Source organism: Pseudomonas tensinigenes (genome assembly GCF_014268445.2).
In the GTDB taxonomy this organism is placed as follows: Bacteria; Pseudomonadota; Gammaproteobacteria; order Pseudomonadales; family Pseudomonadaceae; genus Aquipseudomonas; species Aquipseudomonas tensinigenes.
Genome location: NZ_CP077089.1, coordinates 5,546,300 through 5,563,630 on the forward strand (window position 1 = coordinate 5,546,300; position 17,331 = coordinate 5,563,630).

12 protein-coding genes are annotated in these 17,331 nt (G+C 60.5%); 7 read left to right on the top strand and 5 right to left on the bottom strand.

Annotated elements, in window-relative coordinates:
- Positions 1–31: 31 nt before the first annotated feature.
- Positions 32–1,393 (bottom strand): response regulator c-di-GMP phosphodiesterase, NosR family, encoded by a 1,362-nt coding sequence (nosR, locus tag HU718_RS24595; RefSeq protein WP_016984731.1) that lies wholly within the window; start codon positions 1,391–1,393, stop codon positions 32–34.
- 252 nt (positions 1,394–1,645) lie between these two features.
- On the opposite strand from nosR, the gene HU718_RS24600 reads away from it, so the two are divergent.
- From HU718_RS24600 to HU718_RS24620, 5 genes are read left to right on the top strand one after another with little or no spacing between them, the layout of a single operon-like run.
- Positions 1,646–3,904, top strand: a complete 2,259-nt coding sequence (locus tag HU718_RS24600; RefSeq protein ID WP_186615340.1) for an EAL domain-containing protein — start codon at positions 1,646–1,648, stop codon at positions 3,902–3,904.
- A complete protein-coding gene (locus HU718_RS24605; RefSeq protein WP_186615337.1) occupies positions 3,901–5,784 on the top strand; it encodes a putative bifunctional diguanylate cyclase/phosphodiesterase in 1,884 nt (627 codons plus the stop codon). The genes HU718_RS24600 and HU718_RS24605 overlap by 4 nt, the downstream gene beginning before the upstream one ends.
- A gap of 31 nt (positions 5,785–5,815) precedes the next feature.
- Complete coding sequence (locus HU718_RS24610; RefSeq protein ID WP_186615335.1) at positions 5,816–6,769, top strand: cytochrome-c peroxidase; 954 nt, start codon at positions 5,816–5,818, stop codon at positions 6,767–6,769.
- Positions 6,766–8,580: a DAHL domain-containing sensor histidine kinase gene (locus tag HU718_RS24615; protein WP_186615333.1), complete on the top strand. Its 1,815-nt coding sequence runs from the start codon at positions 6,766–6,768 to the stop codon at positions 8,578–8,580. The genes HU718_RS24610 and HU718_RS24615 overlap by 4 nt, the downstream gene beginning before the upstream one ends.
- Positions 8,577–9,980 carry an ATP-binding protein gene (locus HU718_RS24620; protein ID WP_186615331.1) on the top strand — a complete coding sequence of 468 codons (1,404 nt, stop codon included), beginning with the start codon at positions 8,577–8,579 and terminating at the stop codon, positions 9,978–9,980. The genes HU718_RS24615 and HU718_RS24620 overlap by 4 nt, the downstream gene beginning before the upstream one ends.
- 3 nt (positions 9,981–9,983) lie before the next feature.
- On the opposite strand, the gene HU718_RS24625 is transcribed toward HU718_RS24620, so the two are convergent.
- Positions 9,984–11,309 (bottom strand): APC family permease, encoded by a 1,326-nt coding sequence (locus HU718_RS24625; RefSeq protein ID WP_186615329.1) that lies wholly within the window; start codon positions 11,307–11,309, stop codon positions 9,984–9,986.
- Between the two features lie 315 nt (positions 11,310–11,624).
- On the bottom strand, positions 11,625–12,446 hold the full coding sequence (locus tag HU718_RS24630; protein ID WP_186615327.1) for a carbon-nitrogen hydrolase family protein: 822 nt from the start codon (positions 12,444–12,446) through the stop codon (positions 11,625–11,627).
- 126 nt (positions 12,447–12,572) lie between these two features.
- On the opposite strand from HU718_RS24630, the gene HU718_RS24635 reads away from it, so the two are divergent.
- Positions 12,573–13,373, top strand: coding sequence for a helix-turn-helix transcriptional regulator (locus HU718_RS24635; RefSeq protein ID WP_186615325.1), 801 nt, complete (start codon positions 12,573–12,575; stop codon positions 13,371–13,373).
- Positions 13,374–13,544: 171 nt separating this feature from the next.
- On the top strand, positions 13,545–15,164 hold the full coding sequence (locus HU718_RS24640) for an FMN-binding glutamate synthase family protein (protein WP_186615323.1): 1,620 nt from the start codon (positions 13,545–13,547) through the stop codon (positions 15,162–15,164).
- A 39-nt stretch (positions 15,165–15,203) separates the two neighbouring features.
- On the opposite strand, the gene HU718_RS24645 is transcribed toward HU718_RS24640, so the two are convergent.
- Complete coding sequence (locus tag HU718_RS24645; RefSeq protein ID WP_186615321.1) at positions 15,204–15,563, bottom strand: polysaccharide synthesis protein GtrA; 360 nt, start codon at positions 15,561–15,563, stop codon at positions 15,204–15,206.
- Positions 15,564–15,774: 211 nt separating this feature from the next.
- Positions 15,775–17,196, bottom strand: a complete 1,422-nt coding sequence (locus HU718_RS24650) for an amino acid permease (protein WP_186615318.1) — start codon at positions 17,194–17,196, stop codon at positions 15,775–15,777.
- Positions 17,197–17,331: the final 135 nt, after the last annotated feature.

Here is a 17,331-nt window from a genome sequence, read left to right on the forward strand (position 1 = left end):
CATGCCCGGCCCAATGACGTCACCTCACCGATCATTCGCCCAGCGCCTTGAGCGTGGCTTCAACCTCCTCCGGCACCTTGACGAAAATCGTGTACTTGCCACCCTCCATGGCTTCGAACGCAATCAGTTTTTCCACCAGCAGCGCGCTGAGCACCTTGCCGGCGTTGAGCAGTAGCATGCCGTTATCGGCATTGAGGTTGCGCGCCAGAATCATCCCCGCCGCCAGATCCCGAGTGGAGAGCACCTTGACCGACGGATCGGCCAGCGTCACGTCGCTGAGGAACGCCGCGCACACCAGAATGAAATCTTCGACCAGATCAGGATCGTACAAACGCCCGGCGTACTGCCGCAAGTACAGCAGCGCTTCATCGCTGTTCATCTGCCGCTCGAGGATCAGCCCGCGCTGCAACTCGACGAAATCCACCGCCAGTTTCAGCAAGCGTGAGCCGAACGGAATGCCCTCGCCCTTGAGCCGGTCGGGAAAGCCGCTGCCGTCCCAGCGCTCCTGATGATGCAGGATCAGACGCGCCGCATCCTTCATCGGGTCCAGGGTCATGAGCAACGATTCGCTCTGCTTCGGATAACCGCGATAGCGCTCGCGTTCGGTATGGCGCAGCAGATCCGAGGGCGTGGTCATCATCGCATCGGTCCAGCTCAGCTTGCCGACGTTGTACAGCGCCGCCGCCATGGTCAGGTCGCGGCTGGTGGCCTCGTCCAGCCCGTGCTGTTTGCAGTAGCTGCGCACCAGTTCGATGATCTGCCGGTTGGTCTGTTTGGCAGGTGGCAAGCGCAGATTGGCCAGCAGCGAAAACACTTCGGTGCCGGTGACATAGCTGTGTTTGAGCTCTTCGTACGCCAGATCGAGCATGTCGGCGGTTTGCTGCAGTTCGGCGGTGCGCGCCGCGACATGCTTTTCCAGGGTGCTGTTGAGCAGTTTGAGCTGCTCGTTCTGCACCTGGTTCAAGCGTTCCAGACGCTCGCGCTCCTGCTCGGAGTGCTGGTGTTCGAGGGACTGGCGCAGAATCAGCTGCAACTCTTCGTCATTCCACGGTTTGCTGATGTAACGGTGAATCTGCCCGTCATTGATGGCTTTGATGATCGCCGCCGGGTCGGCATAACCAGTGAGCATGATCCGCGCAGTCGCCGGATAGCGCTCACGGACATGCGCCAGCAACGACGCACCGTCCATGCCCGGCATGCGCGCATCGCTCACCACCAGATTCACCGGCTGCTGCGCGAGGATCTCCAGCGCCTGGGCGCCGCTGGTGGCCAACAGAAGATCGTAGGGTTGGCCGCGTAACAGGCGACGCAGGCTGTTGAGGATCGATTCCTCGTCATCGACCAGCAGCACTGTGGGTCGATGCGCCGGCGTCGGCGCGGATAGCTCTTCCATGGCATGGCCTCAAGCAAACAGGGAAATAACGACGCACCGACCCAATACTTCGCCGGTCCGCGCCTGAGTCCAAGGCTAGATGATTTTGGCCGGCCTTCACGCCGATCTTTGTCCGGGGCCGAAAGCGCAGTACCGGGGAGCCGACTATGCTGAACACAGCGCAAGACTCCATCGGCTGATACAAACAGGCAAATGGCGAGGGAAAAGGATGCCCCGGATCACCACAGCATGCCTCCCCACGGGTGGCGCGGCATGACAATGCCAACCGTGCACATCAATCGCCGCGTGCTGATCGTTGACGACAGCCCGGCGATCCATGGCGATTTCGCCAAGATTCTCAGCCCGGTCATCCCCGGCGACGATGGTTTGGGCGAAACCGAGAATCTGTTGTTCGGCACCCCGTCTGCAAAACAATCCCAACATTTCGAGCTGGACTCGGCGTTTCAGGGCCGCGAAGCGCTGGACAAACTCGAAGCCGCGCTGGCTGAAAACCGCCCCTACGCCATGGCTTTCATCGACATGCGCATGCCGCCGGGCTGGGATGGTCTGGAAACCATCGAACGGCTGTGGCAGGTCGACCCCAAGCTGCAAGTTGCGCTGTGCACGGCCTATTCCGATTATTCCTGGGAAGACATCGACCGGCGTCTGGCACTGAACGACCGGTTACTGATTCTGAAAAAGCCCTTCGACGCCATCGAGATCCGCCAGATGGCCAGCGCCCTCACGGTCAAATGGCAGATGACCGAAGACGCCGAACTCAAGATGAACCTGCTGGAGCAAGCGGTGCAGGAACGCACCCGGGAGCTGTCGGACGCCAACGTGATCGTGCAGAACAGCCCGACCATTCTTTACCGTTTGCGCGGCGAACCCTCGTTTGCGCTGATGTACATCTCCCACAACATAACCCGTTACGGCCATGTCGCCGCCGACCTTGTGGGGTCGCCCGACTGGGCACAGGCACTGATTCATCCGGACGATCAGGCGAACGTCGATGCGGCCATGGCCCGGGTGCTGGATCGGCATGCGTCGGGCGCGTCCATCGAATTCCGCATGCGCACCGGTCAGGGCACCTGGCGCTGGGTGGAAAACCGCTACATCCCGGTGCGCGATCAGGACGGCCGACTTCTGGAAGTCGAAGGCATCATCCTCGACATCACCGAACGCCGCCTGGCCGAGGAAAAACTGGCCTTGCTGGCGCGCTCCGATGGCCTGACGGGCCTGGCCAATCGCGCCACGCTGATCGAGCGCCTGCATCAGGCGTTCGCCGCCGCGCGACGGGGTGCCATGCCGTTCGCGGTGTTCTATCTGGACCTTGACCATTTCAAGCGGATCAATGACACCCTGGGCCACCCGGTGGGCGACCTGCTGCTGCAGGAAGTCGCCCGGCGCATCAAGTCCGGCGTACGGGAAAGCGACGTGGTAGCGCGCCTGGGCGGCGACGAGTTCGCGATCCTGCAACTGGACGTCAGCGACCCGACCCAATCGGCCACGATGGCTGCCAACATCCGCGACACGCTGCTGGCGCCCTACCTGCTGGCCGGCAATGCGCTGCACATTTCGGTGAGCATCGGCATCAGCAGTTACAGCGACCTCAGCCTCGACGCCGACAGCCTGCTCGGGCAGGCCGACATGGCGCTGTACCGCGCCAAGGAAATGGGCCGCAACCAGTACCACTTCCACTCCGAGGAAATCTCTCGGGAAGTGGCCGAACGCATGACCCTCGTCAGCGAATTGACGACCGCCCTCGAGGGCAATGAGCTGATGCTGCGGTATGCGCCGGATGTCGATCTGCACAGTGGCAGGATTCTCGGCATGGAGGCGCAAGTCCTCTGGCAGCATCCCCGTCGCGGCCTGCTGTCGGCCGCCGACTTCGTGCCGATCGCGGAGAAAACCGGCGCGATCATTCCGCTCGGGCACTGGGTGCTGGATCACGCCTGCCACCAGATGCATCTGTGGCGTAATGAAGGCGTCGCGCCGCCGGTGATGGCGATCAAGCTCTCGCTGGCCCAACTCAAGAGCGGCCCCGAACTGATCTACAACGTGCTACGCACTACCGCCCGCTGGGAACTCGCGCCCTGGGACCTGCGCTTCGATGTCACCGAGGCCACGCTGGCCCAGACCAAGTGGACACACAACGACGCGTTACCGCGCCTGCGGGAACTGGGCGTGAGTATTGCCATCGATGATTTCGGCACCGAATACTCCTCGTTCGACTACCTGAAAACCTACCGGGTCAATCACCTCAAACTGGCGCAGAGTTTCGTCGACAGTGCTGCCCACGATGTCGCCGGTGCCAATGCCCTGCGCGCGATCGTCAACTTCGCCCGGGACCTGGACATCGGCATCATCGCTGAAGGCCAGCCGTCGTCTGATCAGCCGTGCACACCACCCGCCGCGCCCCCGCTGCCGAGCGCCCGGGGCATGTATTTCAGTGCAGCGGTCAGCGCCGAACAGGCCGGGCATTTGCTCAAGGACAGTGCCCGTCTGACGCCAAGGGAGGACGAGGCATGAAAACGCCTTTTCCCCAGACCAACCGGCGCATCCTGATCATCGACGACACGCCGGCGATCCACGAGGACTTTCGCAAGATCCTCGCCCCGCAGGTGGCGGACGCCGTCGATTTGCAGCAACTGGAACAGACGCTGTTCGGCAGCCAGCAGACGCCGCGCCTGAGCTTCCAGCTCGACTCCGCCTATCAGGGCCAGGAAGCCTTGGCACTGGTCAACCGCGCACTGGCCAGTGGCAATCCCTACGCCCTCGCCTTTATCGACATGCGCATGCCGCCCGGCTGGGATGGCCTGGAAACCATCGAGCAACTGTGGCGGGTCGACCCGAACCTGCAAATCGCCTTGTGCACGGCGTACAGCGACTACAGCTGGGAGGCGATGGCTGAACGGCTGGAGTTTGGCGACCAGTTGCTGATCCTGAAAAAGCCGTTCGACAGTCTGGAAATCCGTCAGATGGCCAACGCCCTGACCTGGAAATGGCAACTGGCGCAGGACGCGGCGCTGAAGATGCTCAGTCTTGAACGGACCATCGAAGCGCGGGTGCACGAACTGCTCAAGGTCTCGCACCTGCTGCAATACGACAGCCTCACGGAACTGCCCAACAGCACCCTGCTCGGTGATCGCCTGAGCCAGGCCATGGCGGTGTGCCGCCGGCATGACAAACAACTGGTGGTGATGTTTCTCGGCCTGGATCGCTTCAAGCGCATCAACAATGCGCTGGGCCATCCGGCGGGTGACGAGATGCTTAAGCGGGTCGCCCGGCAACTGTTGTCCTGTGTGCGTGATTCGGACTCGGTGTTTCGCTACGGCTCCGATGAGTTCGTGGTGATCCTCGGCGACATCAACCACCCTCAGCAAACCCACGGCATCGCGGAAAAACTCCTCGCCGCCATTCGCCTGCCGCAGACGATTGCCGGCCACGACGTCAGCGTTACCGCCAGCGTCGGCATCAGCGTCTACCCGGATGACGGCCTCGAAGCCACCGAGCTGATCAAGAAGGCCGAGACCGCGATGCGCAACGTCAAGGAACAGGGCCCCGACAGCATCGGCTTCTTCATCGAAGCCATGAACCAGCACGCCCGGGAACAGCACAGCATCGAGTCGGGCATTCGCCGAGCGCTGCAAGAGCATGAATTCGTCCTGCACTATCAGCCGAAAATCGACCTGCGCACGGCCGCCGTAGTGGGTGCCGAAGCACTGGTGCGCTGGCAAAAACCGGGGCATGGCTGGGTCTATCCGGCGGACTTCATCCCGGTGGCCGAGGACAGCGGTCTGATCGTGCCGCTGAGCAAATGGGTGCTGGCTGAGGCCTGTCGGCAGACCCGCGCCTGGCAACTGGCCGGACTGCCGCCGATCCGTATGTCGGTCAACACCTCGCCGATCGATTTTCGCCAGCGTGACTTTGTCGCCGGCATCGAGCGCGTACTGGAACAGACAGGTCTGGCGCCCGAGTGGCTGGAACTGGAAATCACCGAAGGCGTGCTGATGCAAAACGTCGAGGCAACGATGGCTGCGCTCAATCGCCTGAAGGGGCTGGGCACGCGTCTGGCCATCGATGACTTTGGCACCGGCTATTCCAGCCTGAGCTACCTGCGGCGGTTTCCCATCGACGTGCTGAAGATCGACCAGTCGTTCATTCGCAACCTGTGCAACGACCGCAGCGATGCCGCGCTGGTGAGCGCGATCATCAACCTGGGCAAGAGTCTTGGCCTGAACGTCATCGCCGAGGGCATCGAAACCGCCGAACAACTGGCGTTTCTCAAGGCCCATCACTGCGAAGAAGGCCAGGGTTACTTTTTCAGCAAAGCCCTGCCGGCAGACACGTTTGCGCGTTTGCTCGCCGGCACGCAACCCGCGCCGTGGACGATGGGATCAGCACTGTGAAACCGGCCTTGAGTCAGGGAGACAATTGCCAATGAAGCTTTTCCACCACGCCATGGCGTTACTGCTGTGCGGACTCTGTGTCGGCGCCAGTGCCGAGCCACTGGACGAGCCGCTAAAACCGTTGCCCGCAATGCCGTCGCAGGATGCCCGGCACGTGGAACTCGGTCGACGGCTATTCCACGAGCCACGCTTGTCGATCAACAACACGCTGTCCTGCGCCAGCTGCCACCAACTCGACAAGAACGGTGCCGACAGCCGCGCCTTGTCACTGGGCTTCGACGGCAAACCGGTGGCCGTCAACACCCCCACCGTGTTCAACGCGGCCCTCAACTTTCGCCAGTTCTGGGATGGCCGCGTCGAAACACTGGAGGAACAAAGCAACGTCGTCATCACCAGCCCCCATGAAATGGGCAGCGACTGGCACACCGTGATCGAACGCATCGGCAACGACCCCGACTACCGTCGCGATTTCGCCGCTGCCTACCCGGACGGCGTGACCCAGGCCAATGTCCAGCAGGCGCTGGCCAGTTTTGAACGTACCCTGTTGACGCCCGATTCGCGCTTCGATCAATACCTGCAAGGCAATACCGACATCCTCACCCTGGAAGAAAAGTACGGTTACCAGCGCTTCAAGGAGTACGGCTGCATTGCCTGCCATCAGGGGGTGAACATCGGCGGCAATATGTTCCAGAAGTTCGGTGTGTTCGGCGATTACATTGCCGATCGCGGCAACCCGACCGTGGCCGACCAGGGCCGCTTCAACGTGACCGGTGACGAAGCGGACCGGGCCGTGTTCAAGGTGCCGAGCCTGCGCAACGTCGCGATCACCGCGCCGTACTTTCACGACGGTTCGGCACCCACCCTCGAACGCGCCGTGGATGTGATGTTCCAGTACCAGTTGGGTCGCATGCCAAGCGCTGAGGACAAGCGGCTGATCATGCTGTTTCTTACAACCCTGACCGGCCAACGGGAAGACAAGCCATGATCAACATCTCGCGGCGACGCAGCCTGCTGTTGCTGACCCTGGTCGCCCTGGCGCTGGCGTCGATCCTGCTGTTCCTGTACATCAAATCCAGCTCCGACCAAACCATGACCTACACCGAATCGCGGGATCTGATCCGGCAGATCAAACAGCAGAACTCGCTGTGGGAAAACGAGCTCCTCAAGGCGCGAGTGGCGCTCACCCACAACTACGATCCGCTGGTATCACCGATGAACGAGATGAACCGGCTCTGGGCGCGCTTCGACGCGATCGAGTCCGGGCATGGGCGCAACAACTCGGCGCAATGGAACGAGGCTCACGAAAGTTTCCTGCAGGCGATGCAGGAAAAGACCCGTCTGGTCGAGCAGTTCAAATCGCACAACGCGCTGTTGCGCAACTCTCTGGCCTTCTTGCCCACCGCTGAAGACGACATCCAACAGCAACTGGCCAGCCTGTCGGACTTCGATAAATTGCAGCTGCAAAACATCACCACCGACACCTACGACCTGCTGCTCAGCGCCCTCGAATTCGCCCAGGTCACCTCCGAGGACCGGGCCGCCGACATCGAGGTCGGCCTGAACAAGCTGAAGGTCAACGCGCAACGCCTGCCACCGGTGTTTCAGACTCCGATCAAAATCATGAGCAGCCATATCTCACTGATTGCGCGCGAGCAGCCAGTGGTCAATCAGTTGCTCGAAAGCATCGAAGGCATTCCCGTGGCCGACAGCCTCGACAACATCACCACCATGCTCGATCGCGATCAGCAGCGCGCCGATGAGGTCGACCGGCAGTACCACTTCTACCTGCTGCTGTTTTCGGTGCTGCTGATGTTGTCGCTGGTGTGGCTGGCCATCCGTTTGATCGGCAGTTTCGCCGAGATCAACCGGGTCAATAACGCCCTGCAAACGGCCAACGATGCGCTGGAACAAAGAGTCGAAGAACGCACCCGGGAACTGCGGGACGCCCAGAGCGAACTGCTCGACGCGGCACGTCAGGCGGGCATGGCGGAAATCGCCACCAATGTGCTGCACAACGTCGGCAACGTGCTCAATAGCGTAAACATCTCCAGCGACCTGATTACGCGCAAGCTGCGCAGCAGCAAGAGCCAAGGCCTGGGCAAGGCCATGCAATTGATCAACGAACACCCGGATGACCTCGGCGGGTTCCTCAGCGAAGACACCAAAGGCAAATTGCTCCCCGGCTACCTCAACCAACTGGTGGTCGCGATTGCCCAGGAACAGCAGGAAATGCTCGACGAGTTGCACCAGATGAATAAAAGCGTCGACCACATCAAGGACATCGTCGCCACCCAGCAATCCTATGCCGGCGCCAACAGCATGACCGAACCGCTGTTCATCAACGAACTGCTCGAAGACGCGTTGCGCATGAACGCCGGCGCCCTGACCCGCCACCACGTCACGGTGGTCCGGGAATACGCCGACGTGCCGCAGGTGATGGGCGACAAACACCGCTTGTTGCTGATCCTGATCAACTTGATCAGCAACGCCAAATACGCCATGTCCGACCTCAGCAACCGCCCCCGGACCATGACCCTGGCGGTCAAAATTGTCGATGACAATTTCCTTGAAATCAGCGTCAAGGATGACGGCGAAGGCATCGCCCCGGAAAACATGACGCGGATCTTTGCCCACGGTTTCACCACCCGCAAGGAAGGCCACGGCTTCGGTCTGCACAGCTGCGCCCTGGCGGCCATCGAGATGAGCGGCCACCTCACGGCGCACAGCGACGGCCCCGGCCAAGGTGCGTTGTTCACCTTGCAGATCCCCCTGATCAGCGTCACGGAGAACGCATGAGCGAGCTGTCGAACCGCCGCATTCTGCTGATCGACGACATGCCGTCGATTCATGAAGACTTTCGCAAGATTCTCGCGCCGCCGGCGGCGCAGTCAGTGGAACTGGACGAGATGGAAGCGGCCCTGTTTGGCGCTCAGGTGCGCGCCGAACGTCCGCCGTTCGAACTGGACTCGGCCTACGGCGGCGAGGAAGGTCTGGGCAAGCTGAACCAGGCCTTGGCGGAACAACGCCCCTACGCGCTGGCCTTTGTCGACATGCGCATGCCCGACGGCTGGGACGGCGCGAAAACCATCGAGCATCTCTGGCAGCAGGATCCGCAGTTGCAAGTGGTGGTCTGCACCGCCTATTCGGATTATTCCTGGGATGAACTGCTGGAGCGTCTGCAGGCGCATGACCGCTTGCTGATTCTGAAAAAGCCGTTCGACAACATCGAAGTGCAGCAGATGGCCAACACCCTGCTGACCAAGTGGCAGATGACCGAACGCGCGTCATTGCAAATGCATCACCTGGAACATCTGGTCGATCAACGCACCGCCCAGTTCAAGCAGGCCAGTGAAGAACTGCAGCGGGAAATCGATGAGCGCAAGCAACTGGAAAGTCAGTTGGTGCAGTCGGAAAAACTTGCGTCACTGGGGCAAATGGCGGCGGGCGTGGCCCATGAAATCAATAACCCGATCGGTTTCATCTCCTCCAACCTCGGCACGCTGGACGGCTACTTCAAACAATTGCTCAGCGTACTCGATGCCTGGCAGACGCTTGGGCCAACGCCAGACAGCGAGTCAGTGGCGCGGCTTGAGCAATTGCGCAAAGACGCCGATCTGGATTTTCTCCTCGAAGACATCCCGGTGCTGATCCGCGAATCCAAGGAAGGCATTGGCCGCGTCGGGCAGATCGTCAAGGACCTGAAGGACTTCTCCCGGGTCGATAGCCATCAGCAATGGCAGTGGGCCAATCTGCAGCAAGGCATCGAGTCGACCCTGAACATCGTCGCCAGCGAACTCAAGTACAAGGCCGACCTGATCAAGGAGTATCAGCCCCTGCCGGACATCGAATGTCTGCCGTCGCAAATCAATCAGGTGATCATGAACCTGGTGGTCAATGCGGCGCAGGCCATGGGCCCGGAACGCGGCACCATCACCCTGCGCACCGGGCAGCAACAAGACACGGCCTGGGTGGAAGTCGCGGACACCGGCGCGGGGATTGCGCCGGAGATCCTGCAGAAGATCTTCGATCCGTTTTTCACCACCAAACCGGTCGGCCAGGGCACCGGGCTTGGCCTGTCCCTGTCCTACGGCATCGTCAAAAAGCACGGTGGCGATATTTCGGTACGCAGCGAACCGGGCGTGGGCACGACCTTTCGCGTCGAATTGCCGATGCGCCAGAACCGGCCCGCTGCCTGAGCCTCAAGTGGCTTCCTGAAAATCCATCTCCGGCGGCTGGCGACGGAAGCCACCGGTGAGCACGGCAAGATAAACCACGCCGATCGCCAGCCAGCTCAAGCCCAGATACACCGCCAAGTGATCAAGGCTGACCATCAGCCATAAATCCGCCACCAGACCAATGAACGGGAAGAGCAAAAACAGCACCATCTCACGCAGTCCCTTTTTCTCGCCGCCGATCCAGTAATGAAAGATCACCGACAGGTTGACCAGACTGAACGCCAGGAACGCGCCGAAGTTGATGAACGACGTTGAAGTAGTGACATCGAGTTTCAGCGCCAGCAATGCCACCACGGCGCAGAGCAGGATGCTGTTGACCGGTGTGCCGAAGCGCGCGTGCAGCGTGCCGAAGAATGATTTCGGCAGGACGCCGTCGCGGCCCATGGCAAACAACAACCGCGATCCGCTGGCCTGTGCCGACAGCCCCGAAGCGAACTGGCCGACAATCAGACCGATCAGGAAGATCGAGACGAACAGATCACCGCCGATGTTGCGGGCGATTTCATAGGCCGCCGAATCTACGCTGTCGAACTGAAACGACGGGTGCGCGATCTGCACGAAGTATGAAACGCCGACGAAGATCAGCCCGCCGATCAGGGTGATCAACATGATCGCCCGTGGGATGGTGCGGCGTGGGTCGCGGGTTTCTTCGGTCAAGGTGCTCACCGCGTCGAAGCCGAGGAACGAATAGCAGGCGATGGCCGCGCCGCTCATGATCAGCGGCATGTGCATGTCGCCATTGAAGAACGGTTTGATCGACCACAACGGCGCACTCGCATCGCCACCGATGTAGTGCACGCACAGCGCGACGAAGGCGATCAACACAAGGAACTGAACAAGCATCAGCAAGGCGTTGATGCCGTTGGCCAGTTTCAGGCCAATGATGTTGATCGCGCTGGTGATGCCGATAAAGGCCAGCACCCAGATCCATTGCGGGATCGACGGGAATGCCGAGGCCAGATAAGCCGCGCCGATCAGCCAGATCGCCATCGGCAGAAACAGGTAATCGAGCAACACCGCCCAACCAGCGATGAAGCCGAGTTTCGGGCTGATTGCCTTGCGCACGTAGCTATAGGCGGAACCGGCGACGGGGAATGCAGCGGCCATGCGCCCGTAACTCATAGCGGTGAAGAACATCGCCACCAGCGCCGCCAGATACGCGGCTGGCACCATGCCGGCGGTGGATTGGGCGAGGATGCCGAAGGTGCCGAGGACAATGATCGGCGTCATGTAGGCGATGCCGAACAGCACCACCGACCCTAATGAAAGGGTGCGTTGCAAACGAGCCATGGGCGACTTACTCCGAATGTTATTGGATTTATGGCAGAGCCGGGTTCGGCGAATGTTTTCGGGTGTGTTTTATTGTTCTGGTGTTGCCTGGTTCTTTTGTTCGACTTGAAATCTTTTCCCCCTCACCCCAGCCCTCTCCCCCAAGGGGGCGAGGGGAAAGGGAGCAGATCTCCATGGCTTTCAAATCCTGAGTTCGACTTGAATTCGCAGTTCCAAATCCTGAGTGCGACTCGGTATTTCAGGTCGGCGTACCTCGGACAATCAACTCGGTCAGTCCCCTCTCCCTCCGGGAGAGGGCTAGGGTGAGGGCAGCGGTCAACGGCGTGGAATCAACAATTCACGAACACCATCGCCGCGCTCCACCACCTCCCCCGGCAACTTCAAACGCTGATCATCCAGATAGCGGTAATCCCTGCGCGCAATCGCCAGTTGAGCGAAATCCAGCTCAACACTGAACTGCCCTTCTTCCCGTCCGGCCTCAAACAGCAACGTCCCCAACGGATCGACCAGCGCACTGCCACCGGCAAACATCAAACCGTCATCCCCCGCTTCAACGCGATTGACCATCAACGCAAACGCCTGATTCTCCTGCGCGCGGGCCATGATCGCGGTGCGGTGTGTCGGCGCGTACGGGTCCATGTTGCCGTTGGTCACGATGAGCAATTCCACACCCAGTTGCGCCAGGGCGCGGGCCGACTCCGGGAATTCAATGTCGTAGCAGATCAATAAACCAACGCGCACACCGTTCCACTCGCAGGTGGCGTAGCGGTCGCCCGCCTCGAACACGCCGCGATCCGACGCCCACAAATGCGTCTTGCGGTATTTCAGGGCAATACCTTCAGGGGTGATCAGCAACGTAGTGTTGTAGAAGCGACCGTTGTCGTTCTCGGCCATGCCGATCACCACGGCGATATTGCGTTCGCGCGCGGCAGCCAGCACGGCGCTGACGGTCGGACCATCCAGCGGTTCGGCGGTGTGCGCGACGGTCTCGGCCGTCGGGAAGCCCATCAAATGGGTTTCCGGGAACACGATCAGCTGCGTGTCCGGCGCACACGCGGCAATCGCTGCAAGTGCGCGTTCGAGGTTATATGCCGTGGCATTGTCACGGCCCGCCAGTTGGGCGAGTTCGACTTTCATGAGGGTTCCCTTGTTATGAGCGTCGGGCGCTGAAAGATTGCCCGGTGGCTGTCTGTGGGCCAGTATGCGCAGCAAGCGAGCGGCCAGGGAATCACGCGGCCGGGGTAACCCGATAGGGGTAGATCGATGACACTTTCGTTTGACGACATCACCTGGCACCGCGCCGTCGGGCAATTGATCGACGCGCTCGACAAGCCGAATTTCTGGGCACAACTGGTGCGTCTGCTTGACCAGTACGTGCCGTTCGATAGCTGGGTGGTGCTGCTGTTCAGCGCCGATCAACACCCGCAAGTCTTCGCCGAATGCCCGGGCGCAGACGGCAACCCTGACCCGTTGTTTCAGGATTACTTACGCGGCCTGTACCTGCTCGATCCGTTCTACATCGCCTGCCGCGAGCAAACGCGCACCGGTCTGTATCGCCTCTCGGAGGTGGCGCCGGAGCATTTCGAACTGACCGAGTATTACCAGCGATACTTTCGTCTGAATGTCGTGGCCGACGAAATCCAGTTCAATTGTCAGCTCGAAGGCGATCGCACGCTGTGTCTGTCACTGGGCAGTGAAAAACGTTTCACTGGCGAACATATCGCCTTGCTGTCATTGATCCAGCCCTGGGTGCTGGGCCTGCTGCGCCAACGACTACCCTATGAGATCAACGAAACCGTGGCCCTCGTCGCCGCCCCTGTCCGGGCAGACTGGCGGGTGCAACTGGAAGCGTCGGTGCAACAACTCAAAGGTGCGCAACTGACCGCCCGCGAGCTGGATGTCGGGCGCTTGATGCTCAGCGGTTGCTCCAGTAAAGAAATCGCCCGTAAGCTGGAAATCTCCGTAGAAACCGTGAAAGTCCATAAGAAACACATGTACAGCAAGCTGGGAATCAAATCCCAGTCCGAGCTGTTTTCGATTTTTCTTCAGGCACAAAACGCCTGATCGTTTGGTGAAGTGGCTTGTTGTGGGAGCGAGCCTGCTCGCGATGGCGTCGGGTCAGTCAAATCATTTGTAGCTGATATACCGCTATCGCGAGCAGGCTCACTCCTACAAGGGAATGTGTTTATCCCTGAATCTTCGCTGATTATTCCGAGTCCGAACCAAGGAAACCGTATGAGCCTGTCACTCCTGAGCCGCTACGCCTTCTTTGCCGTCTGCGTGATTTTCACCCTCGCCAGCCTGCCTTTCCTCGAACATGACTGGCTGTGGCCGATCACCGCCGTCACCGGCGTATTGAGTCTGATCGGTCTGTTCGACCTGCTGCAAAGCCCGCACGCGGTGCGTCGCAACTACCCGATCCTCGGCAACATCCGTTACCTGGTCGAAGGCATCCGCCCGGAAATCCGCCAGTACCTGCTGGAATCCGACAGCGACGCCCTGCCCTTCTCCCGCGCGCAACGTTCGCTGGTCTATTCGCGAGCGAAAAACGAAACCGCCGACAAACCCTTCGGCACACTGATCGATGTCTACCAATCCGGTTTCGAATTCATCGGCCACTCGATGCGCCCGGCGCCACTGAGCGACCCGAGCAGTTTCCGCGTCACCGTCGGCGGCCCGCAGTGCAGCCAGCCGTACTCGGCGTCGGTGTTCAACATCTCGGCGATGAGCTTCGGCTCGCTCAGCGCCAACGCCATTCGCGCACTCAACCAAGGCGCGAAACTCGGCAACTTCGCCCACGACACCGGTGAAGGCAGCATCAGCCCGTATCACCGCGAACATGGCGGCGACCTGACCTGGGAGCTGGGCAGTGGCTACTTCGGTTGCCGCACCAGCGATGGCCGTTTCGACCCGGAACGCTTCGCTGTCCAGGCACAGAACCCGCAAGTGCGGATGATCGAAATCAAGATGAGCCAGGGTGCCAAACCCGGCCACGGCGGCATCTTGCCCAAACACAAAGTCACCCAGGAAATCGCCGAAACACGCGGCATTCTGATGGGCGAAGACTGCGTGTCGCCGTCGCGCCACAGCGCGTTTTCCACGCCGCTGGAAATGATGCATTTCATTCAGCAATTGCGTGAACTGTCCGGCGGCAAACCGGTGGGTTTCAAGTTCTGCCTCGGCCACCCGTGGGAGTTCATGGGCATTGCCAAAGCCATGCTGGAAACCGGCATTCTTCCGGACTTCATTGTCGTCGATGGCAAGGAAGGCGGCACCGGCGCGGCACCGGTCGAGTTCACCGACCACATCGGCGTGCCGATGCGCGAAGGCCTGTTGTTCGTGCACAACACGTTGGTTGGCCTGAACCTGCGCGACAAGATCAAACTCGGTGCCAGCGGCAAGATTGTCAGCGCCTTCGACATCGCCAGCGTGCTGGCCATCGGCGCCGACTGGGCCAACTCCGCGCGCGGCTTCATGTTCGCCATCGGCTGCATCCAGTCGCAGAGTTGCCACACCAACAAATGCCCGACCGGCGTGGCCACGCAGGACGCTTTGCGCCAACGTGCGCTGGTGGTGCCGGACAAGGCGCAGCGCGTGTTCAACTTCCACCGCAATACCTTGAAGGCGCTGGCGGAAATGCTCGCGGCGGCCGGGCTGGAACATCCATCGCAACTGTCGGCCAAGCATCTGGTGCGGCGCATGTCGGCGACCGAGATCAAACTGTTCTCGCAGTTGCACGTGTTCCTGAAACCGGGGGAATTGCTCACCGGGGAAGTGAACGGCGAGTTCTATTCGCGGATGTGGCAGATGGCGCGGGCGGACAGTTTCGAGCCGCAAGAAGTCGCGGCCGCGTAAAGACCAGTGCGCCGGTCTGCACAACGGACTGGCGCGTTACTACCGATGCTCGCGCAACAACACAAAGCGGAAAAACAGGTAGCCCGCCAATAGATTGAGCAGCGTGAAAGACGCCACGGTGACCAATCCATGCCAGTGCTGCGCATCGGCAATCGAACCGATGGCAAAACTCACCCCGCCCATCCCGCCGATAAACAATAGATAACCAAGCACCGACGTATTGCGCTCGAAGGTATACAGCACATTCACGTAAAACGAGAACGCAGCGGCCACGCAAAACGCGGCGAAATTACTCGCGGCTTGAGTCAGCCCCGCGGCGGTGCACAGGACAAAAAATATTTGCCAGTGAATCAGTCCATCGGCGAGGCCGATCACAGTCAATGCAGAGAATCCTTTCATCTCGGTTCCTTGCCAAAGCCGTTTTTGGCGAACAGCCAACCTAGGTCATCACGCGCTGGCGGTCTACTGTCAGAAATTACAGGTCAAGGGTCGATTACGACGAATGGTCAGCACTTCACCCCATGGCGGTTATGTATCGCCGGGCTACGACAGTGCCAACAAAAAAGCCCCGATCTCGCGACCGGGGCTTTGCTTTTTCAGCTTATGTAACTTACGAAGCCGAACGCGCCGCCACTTGCGATACGTTGCGCGGTTGCAACTTGAACACATAGAACAACACGGTCAGCAGCACCAGGAACGCCGGGCCCACATACAGCGCCACGCGCGTGTCGGGGAAGTACGCCATCAGGCCGACCACCAGCACCAGGAATGCCAGCGCAAAGTACGAGCTGACCGGGTACAGCCACATCTTGTATTTCAGTGCCGCACGTTCGCTGGCGCTCAGGCCTTTGCGGAATTTCAGCTGGGCCAGCAGGATCATCACCCAGGTCCAGATCGCACCGAAGGTGGCAATCGAGGTCACCCAGACGAAGACTTTCTCCGGCACCAGATAGTTGAGCATGACGCCCAACAGCAACACCCCGATCGACAGCAACAGCGCACGACGTGGCACACCGTTATTCGACGTCTTGGCAAAACCAGCCGGGGCCTGGCCGTTCTGCGCCAGGCTGTAAAGCATGCGCCCGGTGCTGAAGATGCCGCCGTTGCACGACGACAGCGCCGCGGTGATCACCACGAAGTTGATGATGCCGGCGGCGGTCTTGATGCCCAGACGTTCGAAGGTCATCACGAACGGGCTGCCCTGGGTGCCGATCTCGTTCCACGGGTAGATCGACAGAATCACGAACAGTGCGCCGACGTAGAACAGCAGAATCCGCCAGAACACCGAGCCGATCGCATCGGGAATGGTCTTCTGCGGGTTCTTCGCTTCACCGGCGGTCAGGCCGATCATCTCGACGCCGAGGTAGGCGAACATGACCATTTGCAGCGACATCAGCACACCGGTCACACCGTTGGGCATGAAGCCGCCGTGGGCCCACAGGTTGGAAATTCCCAGCGCCACACCATCATTACCGAAGCCGAAGGCGATGATGCCGATGCCGCCGATGACCATGGCGATAATCGTGACGATCTTGATCAGCGCGAACCAGAACTCGAATTCGCCGAAGGCCTTCACCGCGATCAGGTTGATCGAGCCCATGCTGATCAGCGCCGCGAGGGCCCAGATCCAGCGCGGCACATCGGGAAACCAGATGCCCATGTACACGGCCACCGCGGTGATTTCCGCGACGCAGGTCACCAGCCACAGGAACCAGTAGTTCCAGCCCGTGAGAAAGCCCGCCAATGGGCCGAGGTAGTCTTGCGCGTAACGGCTGAACGAGCCGGCGACCGGATTGTGCACGGCCATCTCGCCAAGCGCACGCATGATCACCAGGATCGCCAGACCACCGAGAATGTAAGACAGCATGATTGCCGGGCCGGCCATTTCAATGGCCTTGGCCGAACCTAGAAACAGACCGACGCCGATACAGGCACCGAGCGCCATCAGGCGAATATGCCGTTCGCCGAGTTCGCGTTTGAGCGGACCGCCCTGAGCGGTGTCGCCGTGAGGCAGTTGATTGCCGACTGGCATAGGGGTGCAACCTCGTCTTGTTATTGGATATGACCACCGAGTGTCGAAGCGTCGGCCGGTAGGCCTTGGCTGCTGTGAAACCGCGTCAGCTTCGTGGGCAAACGCGTCTTGCAAGACAACCTGCAAGATCAGCGG

Excerpts from the sequence above, each read along its gene's own strand:
- nosR (WP_016984731.1), bottom strand. The coding sequence starts at position 1,393 with ATGGAAGAGCTATCCGCGCCGACGCCGGCGCATCGACCCACAGTGCTG.
- HU718_RS24600 (WP_186615340.1), top strand. The coding sequence starts at position 1,646 with ATGACAATGCCAACCGTGCACATCAATCGCCGCGTGCTGATCGTTGAC.
- HU718_RS24605 (WP_186615337.1), top strand. The coding sequence starts at position 3,901 with ATGAAAACGCCTTTTCCCCAGACCAACCGGCGCATCCTGATCATCGAC.
- HU718_RS24610 (WP_186615335.1), top strand. The coding sequence starts at position 5,816 with ATGAAGCTTTTCCACCACGCCATGGCGTTACTGCTGTGCGGACTCTGT.
- HU718_RS24615 (WP_186615333.1), top strand. The coding sequence starts at position 6,766 with ATGATCAACATCTCGCGGCGACGCAGCCTGCTGTTGCTGACCCTGGTC.
- HU718_RS24620 (WP_186615331.1), top strand. The coding sequence starts at position 8,577 with ATGAGCGAGCTGTCGAACCGCCGCATTCTGCTGATCGACGACATGCCG.
- HU718_RS24625 (WP_186615329.1), bottom strand. The coding sequence starts at position 11,309 with ATGGCTCGTTTGCAACGCACCCTTTCATTAGGGTCGGTGGTGCTGTTC.
- HU718_RS24630 (WP_186615327.1), bottom strand. The coding sequence starts at position 12,446 with ATGAAAGTCGAACTCGCCCAACTGGCGGGCCGTGACAATGCCACGGCA.
- HU718_RS24635 (WP_186615325.1), top strand. The coding sequence starts at position 12,573 with ATGACACTTTCGTTTGACGACATCACCTGGCACCGCGCCGTCGGGCAA.
- HU718_RS24640 (WP_186615323.1), top strand. The coding sequence starts at position 13,545 with ATGAGCCTGTCACTCCTGAGCCGCTACGCCTTCTTTGCCGTCTGCGTG.
- HU718_RS24645 (WP_186615321.1), bottom strand. The coding sequence starts at position 15,563 with ATGAAAGGATTCTCTGCATTGACTGTGATCGGCCTCGCCGATGGACTG.
- HU718_RS24650 (WP_186615318.1), bottom strand. The coding sequence starts at position 17,196 with ATGCCAGTCGGCAATCAACTGCCTCACGGCGACACCGCTCAGGGCGGT.